This is a genomic window from Mycobacterium sp. (assembly GCF_019243155.1).
Taxonomy (GTDB): domain Bacteria; phylum Actinomycetota; class Actinomycetes; order Mycobacteriales; family Mycobacteriaceae; genus Mycobacterium.
Window position 1 is genome coordinate 1 of sequence record NZ_JAFAUS010000252.1, and the last position, 20,629, is coordinate 20,629.

Here is a 20,629-nt window from a genome sequence, read left to right on the forward strand (position 1 = left end):
GGTCAGGAGCTCGAGGGCCACCGACGCGCGCTTGCGCTGCCCGCCGGAGAGCTTGTCGACGCGCGTCTCGGCGTGCTTGGTCAGCTCGAGTTCCTCGAGCACCTGCGCGACAACCTGCTCCCGGTCGGCCTTGCTGGTGTCGGGCGGCAGCCGCAGCTCGGCGGCGTAGCCGAGCGCCTGGTTGATGGTGAGCTGGCGGTGCACCACGTCGTCCTGGGGAACCATGCCGATCCTGGTGCGCAGCGACGCGTACTCGGTGTGAATGTTGTGGCCTTCGAACGTGACCGAGCCCGACGTCGGCGTGGCGTATCCGGCGATCAGCCGCGACAGCGTGGTCTTGCCCGCGCCCGATCCGCCGATGAGCGCGGTCAGCGTGCCCGGGCGGGCGGTCAGCGAGACCCGCTCCAGCAGCCGTTTCTCGTTGACGTTGAAGTCGACCTCGCGCACCTCCAGCCCACCGGTGCGGGTCGCCGCCTCCTGGCGGCGCACCAGCATGCCGCCGGTGAACACCAGGTCGAGGTTGCCGATCGTGACCACGTCGCCGTCGGTCAGCAGCGCCGACCCGACCCTGACCCCGTTGACGAAGGTTCCGTTGATGCTGTTCGCGTCGCGGATCTCGGTGCCCGCGGGCGTCGGGTTCAAGAACGCGTGATGGCGCGACACCAGCACGTCGTGGATGACGATGTCGTTGTTGAGAGACCGACCGATCCATGCCGCACGTCCGGCCGACGGCTGGCGGGCGGATTCCGGGCCCTGCGCCTTGACCCACGTGGTCGGGAACTCGGCGGCGTCGCCGCTGCTCGTGCCCAGCTGGCTGGGTGGTTTCAGCTCCTGCGCCGACTGCGGGACGGCCCGCGTCGAGGAGTCGGGCCGGACGATGGGAACGGCGGTCGCGCGCTGCGGGTCTCCCAGCGGGTGCGGCGGCGGAGCCTTGACGGGCGGTCGCCGCTGGGGGGGAGGCGGTGCGGGGCGCTGGGTGGGCCACCGGCGCACCGGTGCGGCACCGCTGCGCGATCCGCCCACCGGTGCGGCACCGGTGGGTGATCCCGGCACCGGCGTCGATCCGCTCCTCGGCGGGAGCCGGCCGACGTTCCCGGTGTGGTGACCGACCTCGAAGGTGAGCCGCGGACCGTCGGGCTTGCCGATGTTGATGGTCTGGCCGTCCTGGATGTCCACTGCGGAGACCCGCTGACCGCGGAGGAAGACCCCGTTCAGTGAGTTGTTGTCGACCGCAGTCCATTTGCCCTGGTCGAACCGCAGCAGCACGTGTGCGCGAGCGATCAGCGGGTGCGCGACGCGCAGGTCGGCGCGCACGTCACTGCCGACGACTATGTCGTGGCCGGCCGCCGCGAAGCTGCCCTCGGTGCGGTCGGACCGAACCGTCAGCAAAGGCTGCGCAGGTCGAGTCATCAGATGAAGTGCCCCCGGTGTTCCGGCCTAGCGTTTGAGCCGGATGTGCCATCGGACGATGGCGGTGTAGCCGATCGACAACAGCGTGAGCATCGCCATGTCGAACACGAAGATGTGTTTGGAGTGCTGCCAAATCGGGTCGTTGGTCGGTATCTGCTTGACCTTCACCAGCGACGGGAAGTCGATCGAGGACGCGCCCGCGGCGTAGCCCCAGCGGGCGGGGGTCAGCCAGGCCAGCTCCTCGAGCCCGAAGCGCTGGTAGACGGGGATCATGCCGCTGGAGAACACCAGCTGGGACATGATCGACACGACCAGCAGCGGCATGATCTGTTCGTTGGACTGCGCGAGGGCCGACAGCAGCAGGCCGAGCATCGCCGACGCGATACACGTACCCGCCACGGTGACGAACAGCGAGAAGGTGGAGTTGCCGAAGAACTGGGGGTGTGCCGTCGGCGCGCCCTTGCCCAGCCGCACGATGATGGTCGCGATCGCGGCCTGAGCGGTCGCGAACACGCAGAACACCGAGATCTTCGCGAGCAGGTAGGCGGTGGTGGACAGGCCGACGGCCTGTTCTCGCCGGAAGATCGGGCGCTCGCCGATCAGGTCGCGGATCGTCAGCGCGGTGCCCATGAAGACGGCGCCGATGTTCAGCAGCACCATGATGTACTGCGGCTGCGTCGGGGCGGGGCCCATCGGGTCGGCGGGGCCGAGGCCGGGATGCGGACCCTTCACCGTCAGCGACAGCGCCCCGATCAGGAACGGCAGGATCGCCAGGAAGATGGTGTAGCCCCGGTCGGAGATCACGAGGCGGACCTGGCGGCGCGCAATCGTGGACAGCTGCCGGAACAGGTCGGTTCTCGGCGGTTCGCCCAGATCCGCCGGACTCTCCGGAGCGGGCGGCTGCGACGTTGTGCGGTTGCGCTCCTTGAAGCGACGGTTGGCCTCGTCCGGGTCGGCGCCCACCTTGGCGAAGATGTCGGCCCAGTTCCGGGTGCCCATGGCGCCCTCGACCTGGTCGGGTGGCCCGCAGAACGCGGTCTTGCCGCCGGGTGCGATCAGCAGGATCTGGTCGCAGACGTCCAGGTAGGACACCGAGTGCGTGACCACCAGCACCACGCGGCCCGCGTCCGCCAACTGGCGCAGCATCAGCATGACCTGACGGTCCAGCGCGGGGTCCAGACCCGAGGTCGGCTCGTCGAGCAGCAGCAGCGACGGTTGGGTCAGCAGCTCGAGTGCCACCGAGGCGCGCTTGCGCTGCCCGCCGGAGAGTTTGTCGACCCTGGTGTCGGCGTGCTCGGTCATGTCGAGCTCTTCGAGCACCTGGGCGACGACCCGAGCGCGTTCGTCTTTGCTGGTGTCGGGCGGCAGCCGCAGCTCGGCGGCGTAGTTCAGGGCCTGGTTGACGGTGAGCTGGCGGTGCACGACGTCGTCCTGCGGGACCATCCCGATCCTGCTGCGCATCGACGCGTACTCGGTGTGGATGTTGTGGCCCTCGAAGGTCACGTTGCCGGCCGTCGGGTTGGTGTAGCCGACGATCAGCCGCGACAGGGTGGTCTTGCCGGCGCCGGACCCGCCGATGATGGCGGTCAGCGTCCCCGGCCGCGCGGTCAGCGAGATGTGGTCGAGGAGCTGCTTGCCGTGGTCGACGGTGTAGCAGACGGAGTTGACCTCCAGGCCGCCGGAGCGCGTCGCGGCTTCGGTCCGCCGGATCAGGGTGTCGCGGGTGAACACCAAGTCGACGTTTCCGATGGTGACCACGTCGCCCTCGGTCAGCACCGCGGAGCCCACCCGGACGCCGTTGACGAAGGTCCCGTTCACGCTGTGGGCGTCGCGGATCTCGGTGCCCAGCGGGGTCTGGGTCAAAAACGCATGGTGGCGTGACGCCAGCACGTCCTGGATGACGATGTCGTTGTCGGTGGCGCGGCCGATCGTCTGCGAACCGGCCGGCTTCTGGATCGCGCCGGACCGCGAGGGCAGCAGTGCCTGGAACATCTTCGTCGCCAGGTTCGCCACCTCGGGCGGCTTGGACGACGCGGGCGCCATCTGGGTGTGCGGAGTCGCCGGCGGTGGCATGACCGTTGGCGGCGGCGCGCTGGGCGGATAGGCCGGTGGCCGGCCCCCGCTGGCGTACATGGGTTGGCCTGGGGGTGCGGACCTTGGAACAGGTGCGGCGGGAGCGGGTCGCCGGGGTGGTGCCGCCCAGTTCGGCGTGCGCCCGGGCGGGGGACCGGGCGGAGCGGCGAGCGGCGGGGCCGGTGGCGCGGGCGCCTGCGACCAGGCCATGCCGGCCTGCTGCGCCGCGGCCGGAATGCCCATCGATTCTGTCCTGGGCGGGCGCCCCGCCATGCCCTGGTGGCGGCCGACATCGAACACCAGCTGCGGTCCGTCCGGATTTCCAATGTTGACGATCTGGCCGTCGTGGATCTCGACCACCGGCACCCGACGGCCGTTGACGAAGGTTCCATTCAGCGAACCGTTGTCGATGGCCAGCCATCTGCCCTGGTCGAATCGCAGCAATAAGTGAGCGCGCGAGATCAGGGGGTGGGTGATCCGCATGTCGGCGCGGAGATCGCGCCCGACCACCACGTCATGACCCGCTGCAAAGGTGCGTTCCGATCCTTCGTGACGGACGGTTAACGCTGGCGGGGCTGGTGCGGACATCGCCACAACTCTAGCCTGCAGACCTGGCAAACACCGGGCTGCGCGCGATGGCGCGCCTTCGCCCAGGCCGCTTTTCGGTGTGCTCCGTCAGTGGACGGCGTCGGGCGCGCCGGTCACCACGCAGCGGGTTCGGCTGTAGATCGTGGGCATGCATTTGTTGCAATGCGTGCACGCCGAATGCACGCTGTGCGCGGCCCCGTCGGCAACGATTCGGTTGATCAGGTCGGGCTCCGCCAGCAGCGCGCGGCCCATCGCCACGAAGTCGAATCCCTCGGCCATCGCCAGGTCCATGGTCTCCCGATTGGTGATGCCGCCGAGCAGGATCAGCGGCATCGTCAGCTCGGATCGGAACAGCTTGGCGTCGCGAAGCAGGTAGGCCTCGCGGTAGGGGTACTCGCGCAGGAACTTCTTGCCCGTCATGCGCATGCCCCAGCGCAGCGGCGGCTTGAACGCGCCGGCGAACTCCTTGAGCGGTGCGTCGCCACGGAACAGGTACATCGGGTTCACCAGTGAGCTGCCCGCTGTGAGTTCGATCGCATCCAGGCCGCCATCGTCCTGCAGCCACTTGGCGGTGGTAAGCGATTCCTCCGTGCTGATGCCGCCGCGAACGCCGTCGGCCATGTTCAGCTTCGCGGTGACCGCGATCGGCGTGCCTTCCTTTTCCACCGCCCGGCGAACGGCCATCACCATTGCGCGGGCGAGCTTCGCCCTGTTTTCCAGCGACCCGCCGAACTCGTCGGTGCGGCGGTTGATCAATGGCGACAGGAAGGAGCTCGCCAGATAGTTGTGGCCCAGATGGATTTCGACGGCGTCGAAGCCTGCTTCGATGGCCAACCGGGCGGCGTTGGCGTGCGCGGCGATGACGTTGTCGATGTCGTCGCGGGTCGCCTTCTTGGCGAACCGCATCCCGATCGGGTTGAAGAACCGCACCGGCGCCAGCGCGGTGGCCTTGTTGGACTTGGCGTTCGCCACCGGACCGGCGTGGCCGATCTGCGCGCTCACCGCCGCACCCTCGGCGTGGATCGCGTCGGTGAGCCGGCGGAACCCGGGCACCGCCTCCGGTCGCATCCAGATCCCGTTGCCCTCCGTGCGGCCACCTTGGGAGACGGCGCAGTAGGCGACGGTCGTCATGCCCACCCCACCCGCTGCCGGCAACCGGTGGTACTCGATCAGGTCGTCGGTCACCAGCGCGTTGGGCGTGCGCGCTTCGAAGGTGGCGGATTTGATGGTCCGGTTGCGCAGCGTGATCGGCCCGAGCTTTGCGGGGCTGAACACATCGGGTGTTTCGGGCATGTCAGCAGCGTATCGGCGATCGCAAGCGCGGCGAAGCCGGGCGCAGCGGGTCGCCGACATCGAGCGCAGCCCGGGGCATGGAAGACTGTCAGGCGTGGGCGCAATCACACTGGACGGCAAGGCCACCCGCGACGAGATCTTCGTCGATCTGACGAAACGGGTGGCGGCACTGACCGCGTCGGGCCGCACACCCGGGCTGGGCACCATCCTGGTCGGCGACGACCCGGGGTCGCAGGCGTATGTCCGCGGCAAGCACGCCGACTGCGCGAAGGTGGGTATCACGTCGATCCGTCGTGACCTGCCCGCCGACATCAGCACCGAGACGCTCAACGAGACCATCGACGAGCTCAACGCCAATCCGGAGTGCACCGGTTACATCGTGCAGTTGCCACTGCCCAAGCACCTCGACGAGAACGCGGCGCTTGAGCGCGTGGACCCGGACAAGGACGCCGACGGGCTGCATCCGACCAACCTGGGCCGGCTGGTGCTGATGGACCCGGCCCCTCTGCCCTGCACCCCGCGCGGCATCGTTCACCTGCTGCGGCGATACGACGTCGAGATCGCCGGGGCGCATGTCGTCGTCATCGGCCGCGGCGTCACGGTCGGTCGCCCGCTGGGCCTGTTGCTGACCCGTCGTTCGGAGAACGCCACAGTGACGTTGTGCCACACCGGAACTCGCGATCTGCCCGCCCTCACCAGGCAGGCCGACATCATCGTCGCCGGCGTGGGTGTGCCGCATCTGCTGACCGCCGACATGGTGCGCCCCGGCGCCGCCGTCATCGACGTGGGCGTCAGCCGGGTCGACGGCAAGCTCACCGGCGACGTGCACCCGGACGTCTGGGATGTCGCGGGCCACATCTCACCGAATCCCGGCGGCGTCGGTCCGTTGACCCGTGCCTTTCTGTTGACCAACGTCGTCGAGCTCGCCGAGCGGCAATGAGCGCGCGGTCCGTGATCCGGGCCCAATGGCCGATTCTGTTGGTGGGCTTGATATTTCTGGCGGCCATGGTGCTGGTAGGGGCTAACTTCTGGCGCCGCGGTTCGCTGCTGATCGGTATCGGCGTCGGGGTCGCGGCAACGCTGCGGCTGGTGTTGCCCGTCGAGCGGGCCGGCCTGTTGGTGGTGCGCAGGAAGGGCGTCGACTTCGTGACCACCGCGACGGTTGGGGCCGCGATGGTTTACATCGCCTCGACCATCGACCCGCTGGGCACCGGCTAGAAACCCGGGAGTTGCCCCGCCCCTTGCGGGACTTGCCTTGTCAGCCCGGGGATCTGCCCCGCCATGCCGGGCATCTGTCCTGGCATTCCGGGGATCTGTCCTGGCATTCCGGGTATCTGCCCGGCCATACCCGGCATTCCCGGGGGCATCGCGGCGGACAGGTTGCCGCTGGCGATGTTCGCCATCTCCTCGGGGCAGTACGTCTGTATCGCGATGGTGGTGAACAATCCGGCCATCCGCGGCGACATGCCCCGGCCGGCGACGCTGGATGCGACGGTCGCGAAGCTACCGCCCGGCTTGGCGAGCATGGGGCAGATTTCCTGGCCCACGGACATCGCGTTCCCGGGCTCGCCGAAGTCGATCCCGGCGTGGTTGAGCGCGTCGATGAAGTTGTCGTCGGGGTTGTCCGCTTCGGCGGGCGCCGCGAACGTCGTGGCCATGGTGAGCAGGCCGGCCGCCACGGCCAGCAGTCGGATGGTCAGGGGCTGATGGCGAAACAGCCAGACCCAGCTCTGAGTGCGATCCAGTGTCCGTTCCAGTGCTTTCATGCCAGCATCCCCTCCGTTTGGAGTGCACGGCGGCGCACTCGAATCACCATAGGAACTCTGAGCTATCACTGTTACGTTTACGACACGGTGGGATAAAGGTTCGCACAAGAAGCGTTTCGCTGGGACGTTGCGGCCGGACCGTCGATTATTAGGCTGCTCAACCGGATTCGGCCACCTGTCGGCCGCCGGTGGATCGACTCCACTCTGTGATCCGACTTGCGTGACGGCGCCGCGATTTCCGGGTGCGAAATGTCTGGCAATACCGCCCATGATCTCACGCCGTACGATCCCAATCGAATCATATTCTCCGGACTGAACTTTGACCCGGTCATCGGCCGAGCAAGCGGTTCCGCTGGTCGGTGTACTCCTCGTCCGAGATCAGACCCTCGTCGCGCAACCGGGCCATATCGCGGATTTCGGCGGCGATTCCCGTCACCACGGTGCGCGGCTCTGCCTGTTCGTCCTTGACGCTTGGGGCCGCGGCGCTAACCGCCCGCAGCTCAACAGGATCCGCGCCGCCCGGCGGCCGACCGCGCGCGCCGAAGCTATCGCGGATGGCACGCCCGGCGGTGCCGGCCAGAGCCATCTCGCCGAACGAGCTTCCCAAACCGGGCGCCATCGCCTGCGGTGCGCCGGCGGCGGGCGCCGCCGGTAGGGCCAGCGCGATCGGGCGTACCGCCGGTGTCGCCGCGGTCCAGTTGGGCGGCACCGACAGCGGTCCGATCGCGTCCGCCTCGCCCACACCCGCCGATACCATGGGCCTGACCACGTTCGCGGTTGCCGGCGCTGCCCCCGGCATCGTCGTCTGGACCGCCACGGCCGGCATGGTTCCCGCCGCATCCCAGTCGCTGACAATGTCATCGGTGTGGATACCGGTCTGCGCGCCGATGAGGTCGATGGGAAGGGATACCGCGCTCAGCGGGGCCATCGGGGCATCGAGACCGTACGCGATCCCGTCAGCCCCCAGGTCCGCCAGGTCCAACGGCGACGTCACACCGAGCGCGGACGTCGCGCTGCTCACCGATCCCGCCGGCACCTCGCCGGCCTGGGCCACCGCGTTGGCCTGGGCGGCTTCCCCGCCCGAATTGGTGTTCTGCTGCGGTGGGCTGAACGGCGTCACCTGCGTGGCCTCCGCCGACGAGCCCGCATATCCGTACATCGCAACAGCGTCCTGCGCCCACATCTCGCCGTACTGGGCCTCCGTGGCCGCGATCGCAGGAGTGTTCTGCCCCAACAGATTCGTCGCTATCAGCGACATCAGCTGGGTGCGGTTGGCCGCGACCTCGGGTGGCGGCACCGTGGCCGCGAACGCCGCTTCGTAGGCCGCGGCCGCCGCCCTGGCCTGGCTCGCGGTCTGCTCGACCTGGGCGGCGGTGCCGCTCATCCAGGCCACGTAGGAAGCGCCGGCCGCCGCCATGGTCGCCGATGACGGACCCAGCCACGGCCCGCCGGTGAGAGCCGAGATCACCGACCCGTACGAGCTCGCCGTCGAATGCAGTTCCGCGGCAAGCGTTTCCCAGGCCGCTGCCGCGGCAAGCATCGGGCCCGAGCCCGGTCCGGCATACATGCGGCCGGAATTGACTTCCGGCGGCAGCGTCGCAAAATTCATTCCCCGAATCCTGAACGGCTACGCCAATTTCGCGTTCAGCTCTTGGTATTCCCGCCAGTTTTCTGTAGCGGTATCCATGTCATCGGCAACCGGCCGCGCGGGAGGTTGTCCTTTGCGCAAGGTGGCCAACAGTTCTCGATATGGGCCGACGAGATAGACGGTGTCTCCGGCGCAGAGTCGGGCATCGCGGCGCGGGTGCAGGTCGACCGGCGCGTCTTCTCTGGTGATCGCGATGACACGGGTCTGCGTCGACACTTCGAACATCTGCAGGCCGTCGAGTTCGCTGCCGGCCTGAACATGCATCCCGCCGACCAAGAACGATCGGTTTCCGACCGAGAACGTTCCCAGCACCTGCAGTCCCATCGCGGCGCCGATGAACCACGGCGCGGCCAGTTCCACGGTGGAGCGCACGTTGACGAATCCGAAGCGTTGGGCGACCGCGGATCCCAGGTCGTGGTCGTACACCCGCAACACCAGTGGGACCTCGCCCCACCGGTTGCCGCCGGGCGCCTCCTGGGACGCCAGCATCTCGCGAAGCACGATCCCGGTCTCGATGTTGACCATGTCGTCGCGGGTCAGCACGGCCACGGCGCGAGCGGTGGAGACGCGGGCAGCTTCCAGCGTCTGGCGCAGCGTCGCATCCCCGAAGATCACCGGTACGTCGAGTTCGGCGGTCGTCGACAAGAAGGGGTTGTTCTGGTCACGTTCGATGACCGCAACGTCGTGTCCGGCCGCGATCAGATCGCTGACGACGCGAATCCCCAACGCGCTGAGTCCCACCACGATGATGTGATTGCGCAGGTGGCGCGCGCGCGGACGCCCGGACGACCATACGAACCGGCGCGACAGCAGCACATCGGCCACGAACGCGACCAGCAGCGCGGTGGTGGTGACGCCGCTCAGCATCAGCAGCGCGGCATAGATCCGCAGCCACGTCGGCTGTTTGGCGAAGCTGAAGTCGCCGTACCCCGTCGTCGTGATCGTCTCGTTGGTGAAATAGAACGCGTCGATCCACGACATCCCGGGATGCCGATAGGCGAAGTGCAACAATGTCGTTGAGCCGATTATCAAAATGATCAGGGCGACGATCACCGGATAGAACGCCGGGTTCACCTCATTAGGCAGAGTGCGCGCGGCGTCGACTAATCGGTGCCAACGGGTTTGGCGTGAGCGCGTTCTGGTCTGGCGCGGAACCTTGACCCCGCAGGCGGCCAACTCCTCGGTAGTGCCGATCATCGACATCCAGTCGCCGGCGCTCACTCGCTGATCCCGGCCCGGGCACACCACCACCTCGCCCGGGGTGACGCTGTCCTCGCCGTGGACCATTGCGACGGGGGCAAGGTCACCGTAGATTTCGCGCAGCGTCGCGTCGTACGGCGCCTCCGCACCGAAGACGACGAACTCCAGACCGGCCGCGTCGAAGGGGTGCGTGGTGCGGGCCAGGCAGGCCTCAAGGACCGCCGACGCCGCGAGCTCGGCTACGCCGAGGATCGAGCTGGGCCCGTCGTCAACGGCGACCGCTTCGCGCAGCACGTCATTGGCCACTCGGGCGACCACCCGGATGTTGGGGTTGGCTTTCCTTGCGAGCAGCGCGATTTCGAGGTTGGTTGCGTCGTCGTTGCCCGCGCAGACGACCGCCGCCGCGCGAGCGACTCCGGCTTTTTCGAGTTCGGTTTTGACGCGGGTGCCGGCGACTTCAGCACCGGGAAGTGTGGTGACGCTCGCGCCCGCCTTCTTCAACTCCTCGATGATCGTCGTCGCTAGCGCGTCATCACCGCTGACGATGACGCACTGGTTCATGAGATACGGCTCCTCCGCTGAAGATTGGACGGGATTTTGATACTCCAAGAGACGTGGCGGGGCAGACGCATCTTGCCGAAGCTGGTGTCGCGCTGTTCCAAGCAAATGGAGAACTCCTCACAAGGTTAACAGCAGGTTCGAGATACTGCGAAGTCGAATGCGCGGCCCATGAGCCATAGCGAGTGGTCCTCAGCCTTCATTGCCGATAGTTAATTACTTGAGCCACAACATAATCTAATTTGCACAATCATTGCTTGTGCTAAATACAGCCAGGTCGCGACGCTTTAGGCAGTTCGAAGCGATTGCAGTACAACTGATCTGACGTTCCGTACGTCGTGCTGACCAGGTAGGACGGCCAACACGGAGAGGCGGCCTATCAGCAAGTGTCCTTTATCACAACGGCTTTGGGGAAATGTGTCGCCAGTGCACAGGAAATCACCAGTTGCGTCATTTAGGTTAACCATCGGGCTCCTTTGTTACGCCCACGTCAACCATCTGGGAAGGTGCTGGCAAATTCGCTGGTAATTTCCTGTGGCTTTTGACTTTCGGCAATTAATGAGTAGGGACAAGCGGAATTGCGGCGGCTAGGCTTTGGCGAGCTTGGCGACCCTGGGGGTAAGGAATATGGTTTGTGACAACATCTTTGGCTGACGGACAGGCCGACGGGCATCGGGCTTGGTCAACCTTCTCCGATGTGTGTAAGCGAGGCCTCCTCGGAAAACCGTTGATCACGGACGAGCTGGAACACGAGCGGCTGTCGAACCCCGTTGCGCTCGGCGTGCTCTCACCGGATGCGATCTCCTCGACCGCCTACGGTTCCGAGCAGATCATGATCGAGCTGTTGCCCGCGGCCGGGATGGCCGCGTTCGCATTGTTGTTGCCGATCACCGGGGTGATCCTGTTGATCCTGGTGTTGGTGGCGGCGTCGTACCGCCAGGTTGTGATGGCCTATACGCGGTCCGGCGGCTCGTACGTGGTCGCGCGGGAGAACTTCGGTCCGCGGGTGGCTCAGGTCGCCGCGGCGGCGTTGCTGATCGACTACGTGGTCACTGTCGCCGTGCAATGTGCCGCCGGGACGGTCGCGGTGGTCTCGGCCATCCCCGTGCTCGGCCCGTACAGCCTGGAGATCACCGTGGGCGTCGTGCTGCTGATGTGCTTCGCCAACCTTCGCGGTCTCAAAGAGGCGGGAGCCCGTTTCGCCCTGCCCACCTACGCTTTCGTGGCGATGGTCTCGCTCACGATCGTCGTCGGCGTCGCCCGTCAACTCTTTGGAACGCTGCCGGTCTACGATCCGACGCACATCGCCGGGGCGGTGCCGGTGCATCACGGCAACGGCCTGATCATGGGTGCTACTGTCCTGATCGTGTTGCGCGCGTTCGCCAATGGCGGTTCGTCGCTGACGGGGGTCGAGGCCATCTCGAACACGGTCACCAGCTTCCGCAAGCCCGAGGGCCAAAACGCCCGCCGGGTGATGACCGTGATGGCGTGCATCCTCGCGTTCCTGCTGGCGGGCGTGGCCTGGCTCGCGTACGCCACCCGCGCCGTGCCTTACGTTGACGGGTACCCCTCAATGTTGTCCGAGATCGCCCGGGCGGTCTTCGGCCATGGTGTGATCGGCAACGTCCTGTATTTCCTGGTGCAGGCGTCCACCGCGGCGATCCTCTACACCGGCGGCAACACCAGCTTCAATGGCTTCCCCGCGTTGGCGAGTTTCGTTGCCGGGGACCAATTCCTGCCGCGGCCGCTGATGAAGCGGGGTCACCGCCTGGTGTTCTCCAACGGCATCATCGCCCTGACCGTGCTCGCCGTGGCGCTGCTCGTCATCACCGGCGGCTCGGTCGACGCGCTGGTGCCGTTCTACGCGATCGGCGTGTTCACCGGGTTCTCGATGGCGGGTTACGGCATGACCAAGCATCAGCTGACCCACCGTGAGCGGGGCTGGCGGCGCAGGACGGCGGTGAACCTGTCCGCGGGGATCCTGTCCACGATCGTGGTGGGGATCTTCGCGGTGGCCAAGTTCAGCGAAGGCGCCTGGCTCATCGTCATCGTCTTCCCGCTCTTGGTGCTGGCCCTGATGCGGTTGAACCGGCAATATCGGGCCGAGGCATCGGTTTTGGAGATGGCGCGCGATGAACGTCCCGTCCTGGCCCGATACACCCGCCACCGGGTCTTCGTCTTCGTCGATTCCATCGACCTCGCCGAGGTCGAGGCGCTGCGGTACGGAAACGGGCTGCACGCCGACGAACTCACCGTCGTGCATTTCGTGATCGACGGCCAGCACGCCGCCCGGCTGCAAAAGCGTTGGGAGATGTTCGAACACGACACCGCGCTGCGGCTGGTCGACTGTCCGGATCGCCACCTCGGCCGGGCGGCGCACGAGTTGGTCCTGCGGGTACTCAGCGACCATCCCGACACCAAGGCGACCGTGCTGTTGCCGCGCCGAACGTATTCGCCACTCGTCGGCCGGCTGCTGCACGACCGCACGGCGGACAAGATCGCCCGCGCCGTCAGCCGCATTCCGGGCGCGGCAGCGCAGATCGTGCCCTATGACATCGAGTCCCGCATCGCGCAGGTGTCCCGGGCGGGCTGAGGGACGCAGGCATCGGCCTGTCCTGAATCCAAGACATTTGAATACCCTCGAGAAAGGGGTGCGTTGTGACGCAACCGAGTGCCGCAATACCGCTCTCGATGACCGATAAGTGCAAGCGAGTCTTGCTGGGAAGGCCGCTGACCACGGACCAGTTGGACTCCGAGAGGCTGTCGAATCCCGTTGCACTGGGCGCGCTCTCACCAGATGCGATCTCGTCGACCGCCTATGGTCCCGAGCAGATCATGGTCGAGCTGCTGCCGGCCGCCGGGATGGCCGCGTTCTGGTTGTTGCTGCCGATCACCGCGGTCATTTTGGTGATCCTGGTTCTGGTGACCGCGTCGTACCGCCAGGTTGTGATGGCTTATACGCGGTCCGGCGGCGCATACACGGTGGCGCGGGAGAACTTCGGTCCGCGGGTGGCCCAAGTCGCCGCGGCGGCGCTGCTGATCGACTACGTGGTCACGGTGGCGGTGCAGCCTGCGGCCGCCACGGTCGCCGTGGTCTCGGCGATTCCGGCCCTGCGTCCGTACCACCTGGAGATCACCCTGGCCGCGGTGGTGCTCATCTGCCTGGCCAACCTGCGCGGCTTGCGACGCTCTGGCCGGATGTTCGCGATGACGACCTACGCCTTCGTCGCCATGATCGCGGTGACCATCCTGACCGGATTCGTTCGCGAAATGATCTGGGGCTTACCAAAATACGACCCAGCCCACATCGCGGGGGCGGTGCCGGTTCACCAGGGGAGCGGGCTGATGATGGGTGCGACGGTCCTGATCGTGTTGCGCGCGTTCGCCAACGGCGGCACGTCGCTGACCGGCGTGGAGGCGATTTCCAACACCATCAACGTCTTTCAGAAGCCGGAGGGCGTCAACGCCCGCCGGGTGCTCACGGTGATGGCGTGCATCCTCGGGTTCTTGCTGGCGGGTGTGGCCTGGCTGGCGCACGTCACCCACGCCGCGCCCTATGTCGACGAGTATCCCTCGATGTTGTCCGAGATCGCCCGGGCGGTCTTCGGGCACGGGATGATCGGCAACGCCCTGTACTTCCTGGTGCAGGCGTCCACCGCGGCGATCCTCTTCACGGGTTGCAACACCAGCTTCAACGGGTTTCCGTCCCTGGCCAGTTTCGTTGCCGAGGACCGTTTCCTGCCGCGCCCCCTGACCAAGCGGGGCCACCGGCTGGTGTTCTCCAACGGCGTCCTCACCCTGACCGTGCTCGCCATTGCGCTGCTCATCCTTACCGAGGCGTCGGTGAACGCGCTGGTGCCGTTCTTCGCGATCGGGGTATTCACCGGATTCGCGATGGCCGGCTTCGGCATGGCCAAACACCAGCTGACTCACCGTGGTTCGGGCTGGCGAGTCAAGCTCGCGGTCAACGCGTCGGCCGGGATCTCGTCGGCGATCGTCGTCGGAATCTTCGCCGTGGCCAAGTTCACCGAGGGGGCGTGGCTCATCGTCGTGGTGTTCCCGCTGCTGGTGTTCGCGTTGATGCGACTCAACCGGCAATACCGCGCCGAGGCTTCGGTTCTGGAAATGTCGCACACCGACGATCTCGACGTGGCCCGGCACCCGCGACTGCAGGTGCTGGTGTTCGTGGATTCGATCGACCTTGCCGAAATCGAGGCCCTGCGCCTCGGATACGGCCTGCACGCCGACGAGCTGACCGCGGTGCACTTCGTGATCGACGTCGATCATGGTGTGCGCCTGCGCGAGCGCTGGGATGTCTTCGAGCACAACACGCCGCTGTGGCTGATCAACTGCCCGGACCGCCACCTGAGCCGGGCCGCCCACGAGTTGGTGGTGCGGGTGCTCAACGACCACGACGACACCAGGGTGACCGTGCTGCTGCCGCGGCGAACCTATTCGCCGCTACTGGGGCGATTGCTGCACGACCGCACCGCGGACAAGATGGCCCGCGCCGTCAGCCGGGTGCGCAACGCCACCGCGATCATCGTGCCGTATGACATCGAGTCGCGGATAGCGCGGATCGCCCCGAAAGGCCTTGAGCCGCTTCAGGCGGCCAGCGTCGCCCGCGTGCACACGGTCACGTAGGGCAACGCGAGTCCGTTCGAGTTCGCCAGCGCCGGATGGGTGGACAGCAGTCGACGCACCTGATCGAGGGTCTGCGTGCGGACCTCGGCCGGTGAGGTGATGCAGTAACTTCGCGAGGCCACCAGGTCGATCAACGCCTGCGGCGTAAGGTAACTCGTCCACTCGACTTGGTGACGAGCCACGTCGGTGAACGGTTCGGGCAGCTGGACTTGCACACGGCCACCGTCGCCGTCGCTTCCGATGATTTGGCCCAGTTCGCGTACCCAGCCGAGCCGTTCGTCGCGGGTGTTCCACACCAGGCCGAGCCGCCCGCCGGGCCGCAGCACGCGGGCCACCTCGGGGATCGCACGCTCAGCGTCCATCCAGTGCCAGGCCTGTGCGACCAGCACGACATCAACGCTGTTGTCCTCCAACGGAATCTCTTCCGCGGTGCCCAGCAGGGCGCGGGTTTCCGGCAGGGAGGTGCGCAGCACCTCCAGCATGTCGGGAATCGGGTCGACGGCCACCACGTCCAGGCCGCGTTCCACCAACCGGGTCGTCAGCTTGCCGGTGCCCGCGCCCAGGTCGAGCACCTGGCGCGCCCCGACCGGCAACAACCAGTCGATCGCCTCCGGCGGGTAGGACGGGCGGCCACGCTCGTAGGCGGCGGCAGCCGAGCCGAACGACAGGGAGCGGTCGTGCTTGGTGCCGGCCACTATCGACATGCGCCTTCACTCTCGGCCAAAACCAGCGTCTTGCGGATCAGGTCACCGACCGCATCGGATTCCACCAGGAATCCGTCATGTCCGCAGATGGAGTCGACGACCTGTAGGCCGGCGCAACCCGGCAGCAGCTCGGCCAGCTCCTCCTGCAGGCGCAGCGGGTAGAGCCGGTCGGAGGTGATGCCGCCGACCACTGCGGGAACCGGGCAGCGGCGCAACGCTTTTCGCACCCCACCGCGGCCCCGGCCGACGTCGTGACTGTTCAGCGCCTCGGTCAACACGACGTAGCTGCCCGCGTCGAAGCGGGCCAACAGCTTGTTGCCCTGGTGTTCTAGGTAGCTCTGCACCGCGTAGCGGTCACCGTCCGCCGGTTCGCCGTCCTTCTGTAAGTCGTCCTGCTTGTCGTTGGCGAAGCGGGTGTCGAGTTCGACCTCACCGCGATAGGTCAGGTGGGCGAAGCGGCGGGCAATCGCCAGCCCGGCCTCCGGTTCGCTCCCGGTGCCGTGGTAGTCGCCGCCCTGCCAGTTGGGGTCGGCCTTGATCGCCGCGATCTGCGTGGTCTGGGTGCCGATCTGGTCCGCGGTGGCGCGCGCCCCGACCGCCAGCAGCAACCCGGCCCGCACCCGGGACGGATGACTCACCATCCACTCCAAAGCCCTTGCGCCGCCCATGGATCCACCGACCACCGCGGCGACATCGTTGATGCCCAGCGCGGCCAGCGCGGCGATGTCGGCACCCACTTGATCACGCACGGAGATCATCGGAAACCGTGAGCCCCAAGGCTTTCCGTCGCGGGCCAGCGAGCTCGGACCGGTGGAACCGCGGCAACCGCCCAGCACGTTGGTGGCCACCGCGCACCAGCGGTTGGTGTCGATCGGCGCGCCCGGTCCGATCACCCCGTCCCACCAGCCGGGCGTGGGGTGCCCGGGTCCGGCGGGCCCCGTGACGTGCGAGTCACCGGTCAGCGCGTGTAGCACCACCACCACGTTGTCCCGCGTCGGCGACAACTCGCCCCAACGCTGGATCGCGATGCAGACGTCGTCGATCACGGCACCGCTCTCGGTGACCAGCGAGCCGATGTCGACGAAACCGAGTTCGCCTTCTTCGGGCAACGTCTGGGTGGGAACGTCGAAGATCGTCATGGCCGAGTTCCCCTAGAACGCAGCCACGGCTTGCGGGTCGGTGCCGGCCGCCTTCGCGGTCGCACCGTATTTGCGCGCGGCTTCGAAACCGAGCTCCAGGTCGGCCAGGATGTCGTCGATGTTCTCGATGCCGACGGCCAGTCGTACCAGCCCCGGTGTGACGCCGGTGCTCACCTGCTCCTCGGGGCTCAGTTGAGCGTGCGTGGTCGACGCGGGGTGGATCACCAGGGAGCGCACGTCGCCGATGTTGGCGACATGGCTGTGCAGTTTCAGCGCGTTGACGAACGCCCTGCCGGCGTCGATGCCGCCGGCCAGCTCGAACGCCAGCACCGCTCCGGTTCCCTTGGGCGCCAGCTCCTTTGCCCGCTGGTGCCACGGCGAACTGGGCAGCCCCGCGTAGTTGACCGACAGGACTCCGTCGTGACCCTCGAGGTACTCGGCAACCCGCTGCGCGTTGGCGACGTGGCGTTCGACCCGCAGGCTCAGCGTTTCGATGCCCTGGGCCACCAAAAACGCGTTGAACGGCGAGGCGGCCGACCCGAGGTCGCGGAGTAGCTGCACCCGCGCTTTGAGCGCATAGGCGGGCGGTCCGAGCTCAGCGAACACCACGCCGTGGTAGCTCGGGTCGGGCGTGGTGAAACCGGGGAAGCGGCCCTGCGTCCAGTCGAAAGTGCCGCCGTCGACGATCACGCCGGCGATCGCGGAGCCGTGCCCGCCCAGGTACTTGGTTGCCGAGTGCACCACGATGTCGGCGCCGTGCTTGAACGGCTGGATGAGGTACGGCGTGGCGATCGTGTTGTCGACGATCAGCGGAATGCCGTTCGCGTGGGCGACCTCGGCGACCCCGGGGATGTCCAGCACGTCGATCTGCGGGTTCGAGATGGTCTCCGCGAAGAACGCCTTGGTGTTCGGTCGGACCGCGGTCTGCCACGAATCCAGGTCGTCGGGGTCGTCGACGAAGCTGACGTCGATGCCGAGCTTGGCCAGCGAGTAGTGGAACAGGTTGTAGGTCCCGCCGTACAGCCGCGGGCTGGAGACGATGTGATCCCCGGCACATGCGAGGTTCAATATGGCGAACGTCTCAGCGGCCTGACCCGAGCTCAGGAACAGCGCGGCGACCCCGCCCTCGAGTGCCGCGATGCGTTGCTCGACGACATCGGTGGTCGGGTTGCCGATCCGGGTGTAGATGTTGCCCGGCACCTCGAGCCCGAACAGGGCGGCGGCATGGGTGGTGTCGTCGAAGGTGTACGACGTGGTCTGGTAGATCGGCAGGGCACGGGCATTGGTCGCCGGGTCTGGATGCTGGCCGGCGTGCACCTGCTTGGTCTCGAAGGACCAGAACTCGCTCGGATCCGTGTCGTTGCTGGTAGTGCCGTTATCGGGGCTCACGTTGGGTTGCTTTCTGCTCGAACTGGGCGAATCGGATACCGGGACTGCGCGCGAGCTAGCAACGACACGCGTCGCAACACAAAGGAGTTATCCGGGGAGTTATCCGGCCCGAAGGAGTTGGACAGATGCACATCACGTTTTCCCCTCTAGTCAGGGGTCCGTTATGGCGGACCCGCGCTTGCCGCGCAGCCTGTGGCTACTAGACCTGGTCATCACCCGGGGCACCCCACCGCGGTTGGAGGGTTGCCGGCCAGCAAGCCGGGGCTTGTCGCTGGCGCTCATGACCAATACGAAGGTTATCTTACTACGCCGCCCCGGCGTCAACCCTGCCTCAGCAACGTGCAGGTCGACACCTGCTCAAACGCCGCTGATAACGTGGCGACGGGAACGCTGAGCCCCCCAGTATCTGACCGATTCACCCGGGAGAGGGACCGTGAGCGCCGAACAGCCGACCGTCATCTACACGCTTACCGACGAGGCGCCGTTGCTGGCGACCTACGCGTTCCTGCCGATCGTGCGAGCGTTCGCCGAGCCGGCCGGCATCAAGATCAAGACCAGCGACATCTCCGTGGCCGCCCGGATCCTCGCCGAGTTCCCCGAAGACCTGACCGAGGAACAGCGGGTTCCCGACAATCTCGGGGAGCTGGGCCGGCTGGCGAAGCAGGCCGACACCAACATCATCAAGCTGCCCAACATCAGCGCCTCGGTACCGCAGCTCATCGCCGCGATCAAGGAGCTGCAGGGCAAGGGGTTCAAGATCCCCGACTTCCCGCACAGCCCGAAGACCGACGAGGACAAGGAAATCCGCGACCGCTACGCCAAATGCCTTGGCAGCGCAGTCAACCCGGTGCTGCGGCAAGGCAACTCGGACCGGCGCGCACCCAAGGCCGTCAAGGAGTACGCGCGCAAGCACCCGCACAGCATGGGGGACTGGTCGCAGGCGTCGCGCACGCACGTCGCGACCATGCGGCACGGCGACTTCTACCACGGTGAGAAGTCGATGACCTTGGACCGCTCCTGCAACGTGAAGATGGAGCTGGAGACCAAGAGCGGCAAGGCGATTGTGCTCAAGCCCATGGTGTCGCTGCGCAACGGCGACGTCATCGACAGCATGTTCATGAGCAAGAAGGCCCTGGTTGAGTTCTACGAGGAACAGATGCAGGACGCCTACGAGACCGGTGTGATGTTCTCGCTGCACGTCAAGGCGACGATGATGAAGGTCTCGCACCCCATCGTCTTCGGCCACGCCGTGAAGATCTTCTACAAGGACGCCTTTGCCAAGCACGGGGCGCTCTTCGACGAGCTCGGCGTCGACGTCAATAACGGGCTGTCCGATCTCTACAACAAGATCGAGTCGCTGCCCGCGTCGCAGCGCGACGAGATCATTCGCGATCTGCACGCCTGCCACGAGCACCGGCCCGAGCTGGCGATGGTCGATTCGGCCAAGGGCATCACCAACTTTCACTCGCCGAGCGACGTGATCGTGGACGCGTCGATGCCCGCGATGATCCGCGCCGGCGGCAAGATGTGGGGCGCCGACGGGCGGCAGAAGGACACCAAGGCCGTCAACCCCGAGTCGACGTTTTCCCGTATCTACCAAGAGATCATCAACTTCTGTAAGACCCACGGCGCGTTCGACCCGGCGACCATGGGCACCGTCCCCAACGTCGGGCTGATGGCGCAGCAGGCCGAGGAGTACGGCTCGCACGACAAGACTTTCGAGATTCCCGAGGACGGCGTCGCCAACATCGTCGACCTCGACACCGGGGAAGTGCTGCTGACGCAGAACGTCGAAGAGGGCGACATCTGGCGTATGCCGATCGTGCGGGACGAACCGATCCGCGACTGGGTCAAGCTGGCCGTCACACGGGCGAGGAACTCGGGCATGCCGGTGGTGTTCTGGCTGGACCAGGAGCGCCCGCACGAGAACGAACTGCGCAAGAAGGTGAACGCCTACCTGGCCGACCACGACACCGAGGGCCTCGACATCCAGATCATGTCGCAGGAGCGGGCCATGCGCCACACAATCGAGCGCGCAATGCGCGGGCAGGACACCATCGGCGCCACCGGAAACATCTTGCGCGACTACCTCACCGACCTGTTCCCGATTCTCGAGCTGGGCACCAGCGCCAAGATGCTGTCCATCGTGCCGTTGATGGCCGGCGGCGGAATGTATGAAACCGGAGCGGGCGGTTCGGCGCCCAAGCACGTCCATCA

At 66.7% G+C, this 20,629-nt stretch carries 13 protein-coding genes, 1 pseudogene and 1 riboswitch; of the genes and pseudogenes, 5 read left to right on the top strand and 9 right to left on the bottom strand.

The features are described from left to right. The 3 genes from JOZ00_RS12400 to JOZ00_RS12410 form a co-directional block, all read right to left on the bottom strand. A partial coding sequence (locus JOZ00_RS12400) for an FHA domain-containing protein (protein ID WP_293344229.1) occupies window positions 1-1,410 on the bottom strand: 1,410 nt, incomplete at its 3' end. Between the two features lie 27 nt (window positions 1,411-1,437). Then, window positions 1,438-4,071, bottom strand: coding sequence for an FHA domain-containing protein (locus JOZ00_RS12405; RefSeq protein WP_293344231.1), 2,634 nt, complete (start codon window positions 4,069-4,071; stop codon window positions 1,438-1,440). A gap of 87 nt (window positions 4,072-4,158) precedes the next feature. Next, a complete protein-coding gene (locus JOZ00_RS12410; protein ID WP_293344233.1) occupies window positions 4,159-5,364 on the bottom strand; it encodes an NADH:flavin oxidoreductase in 1,206 nt (401 codons plus the stop codon). Between the two features lie 94 nt (window positions 5,365-5,458). On the opposite strand from JOZ00_RS12410, the gene JOZ00_RS12415 reads away from it, so the two are divergent. Together JOZ00_RS12415 and JOZ00_RS12420 are read left to right on the top strand one after the other, a co-directional pair. Next, on the top strand, window positions 5,459-6,304 hold the full coding sequence (locus JOZ00_RS12415) for a bifunctional methylenetetrahydrofolate dehydrogenase/methenyltetrahydrofolate cyclohydrolase (protein ID WP_293344235.1): 846 nt from the start codon (window positions 5,459-5,461) through the stop codon (window positions 6,302-6,304). Continuing rightward, the gene (locus JOZ00_RS12420; protein ID WP_293344237.1) at window positions 6,301-6,582 is read left to right on the top strand and encodes a DUF3017 domain-containing protein; all 282 of its coding nucleotides are present in this window, start codon (window positions 6,301-6,303) and stop codon (window positions 6,580-6,582) included. The genes JOZ00_RS12415 and JOZ00_RS12420 overlap by 4 nt, the downstream gene beginning before the upstream one ends. Here the strand turns inward: JOZ00_RS12420 and JOZ00_RS12425 are convergent. The 3 genes from JOZ00_RS12425 to JOZ00_RS12435 form a co-directional block, all read right to left on the bottom strand. After that, a complete protein-coding gene (locus JOZ00_RS12425) occupies window positions 6,579-7,130 on the bottom strand; it encodes a DUF732 domain-containing protein (RefSeq protein WP_293344239.1) in 552 nt (183 codons plus the stop codon). The two genes, JOZ00_RS12420 and JOZ00_RS12425, sit on opposite strands and share 4 nt — an antisense overlap. A gap of 328 nt (window positions 7,131-7,458) precedes the next feature. Next, a complete protein-coding gene (locus tag JOZ00_RS12430; protein WP_293344241.1) occupies window positions 7,459-8,739 on the bottom strand; it encodes a PPE domain-containing protein in 1,281 nt (426 codons plus the stop codon). 18 nt (window positions 8,740-8,757) lie between these two features. Continuing rightward, window positions 8,758-10,539 carry an NAD-binding protein gene (locus tag JOZ00_RS12435; protein ID WP_293344243.1) on the bottom strand — a complete coding sequence of 594 codons (1,782 nt, stop codon included), beginning with the start codon at window positions 10,537-10,539 and terminating at the stop codon, window positions 8,758-8,760. 643 nt (window positions 10,540-11,182) lie between these two features. On the opposite strand from JOZ00_RS12435, the pseudogene JOZ00_RS12440 reads away from it, so the two are divergent. After that, window positions 11,183-13,105 (top strand): annotated as a pseudogene (locus JOZ00_RS12440) (APC family permease); the annotation flags it as partial. A gap of 122 nt (window positions 13,106-13,227) precedes the next feature. Beyond that, window positions 13,228-15,180, top strand: coding sequence for an APC family permease (locus JOZ00_RS12445; protein WP_293344251.1), 1,953 nt, complete (start codon window positions 13,228-13,230; stop codon window positions 15,178-15,180). Here JOZ00_RS12445 and JOZ00_RS12450 read toward each other — a convergent pair. Genes JOZ00_RS12450 through JOZ00_RS12460 form a run of 3 tightly spaced genes read right to left on the bottom strand, consistent with a single transcriptional unit; the run spans window position 15,141 to window position 18,412 of the window. Next, on the bottom strand, window positions 15,141-15,875 hold the full coding sequence (locus JOZ00_RS12450) for a class I SAM-dependent methyltransferase (RefSeq protein ID WP_293344253.1): 735 nt from the start codon (window positions 15,873-15,875) through the stop codon (window positions 15,141-15,143). The genes JOZ00_RS12445 and JOZ00_RS12450 overlap by 40 nt on opposite strands. Beyond that, window positions 15,875-17,023: a homoserine O-acetyltransferase gene (locus JOZ00_RS12455; RefSeq protein WP_293344245.1), complete on the bottom strand. Its 1,149-nt coding sequence runs from the start codon at window positions 17,021-17,023 to the stop codon at window positions 15,875-15,877. Before JOZ00_RS12455 ends, JOZ00_RS12450 begins: the two co-directional genes overlap by 1 nt. A gap of 12 nt (window positions 17,024-17,035) precedes the next feature. Further along, on the bottom strand, window positions 17,036-18,412 hold the full coding sequence (locus JOZ00_RS12460; protein ID WP_293344247.1) for a bifunctional o-acetylhomoserine/o-acetylserine sulfhydrylase: 1,377 nt from the start codon (window positions 18,410-18,412) through the stop codon (window positions 17,036-17,038). Window positions 18,413-18,581: 169 nt separating this feature from the next. Beyond that, window positions 18,582-18,698: riboswitch (SAM riboswitch) on the bottom strand. Window positions 18,699-18,845: 147 nt separating this feature from the next. On the opposite strand from JOZ00_RS12460, the gene JOZ00_RS12465 reads away from it, so the two are divergent. Then, window positions 18,846-20,629, top strand: a 1,784-nt coding sequence (locus JOZ00_RS12465) for an NADP-dependent isocitrate dehydrogenase (protein ID WP_293344249.1), incomplete at its 3' end; no start/stop codon positions are given.

What these genes read in the sequence shown, in the direction of transcription:
- JOZ00_RS12405 (WP_293344231.1), bottom strand. Translation starts at nt 4,071, where the DNA reads ATGTCCGCACCAGCCCCGCCAGCGTTAACCGTCCGTCACGAAGGATCG.
- JOZ00_RS12410 (WP_293344233.1), bottom strand. Translation starts at nt 5,364, where the DNA reads ATGCCCGAAACACCCGATGTGTTCAGCCCCGCAAAGCTCGGGCCGATC.
- JOZ00_RS12420 (WP_293344237.1), top strand. Translation starts at nt 6,301, where the DNA reads ATGAGCGCGCGGTCCGTGATCCGGGCCCAATGGCCGATTCTGTTGGTG.
- JOZ00_RS12425 (WP_293344239.1), bottom strand. Translation starts at nt 7,130, where the DNA reads ATGAAAGCACTGGAACGGACACTGGATCGCACTCAGAGCTGGGTCTGG.
- JOZ00_RS12430 (WP_293344241.1), bottom strand. Translation starts at nt 8,739, where the DNA reads ATGAATTTTGCGACGCTGCCGCCGGAAGTCAATTCCGGCCGCATGTAT.
- JOZ00_RS12435 (WP_293344243.1), bottom strand. Translation starts at nt 10,539, where the DNA reads ATGAACCAGTGCGTCATCGTCAGCGGTGATGACGCGCTAGCGACGACG.
- JOZ00_RS12445 (WP_293344251.1), top strand. Translation starts at nt 13,228, where the DNA reads ATGACCGATAAGTGCAAGCGAGTCTTGCTGGGAAGGCCGCTGACCACG.
- JOZ00_RS12455 (WP_293344245.1), bottom strand. Translation starts at nt 17,023, where the DNA reads ATGACGATCTTCGACGTTCCCACCCAGACGTTGCCCGAAGAAGGCGAA.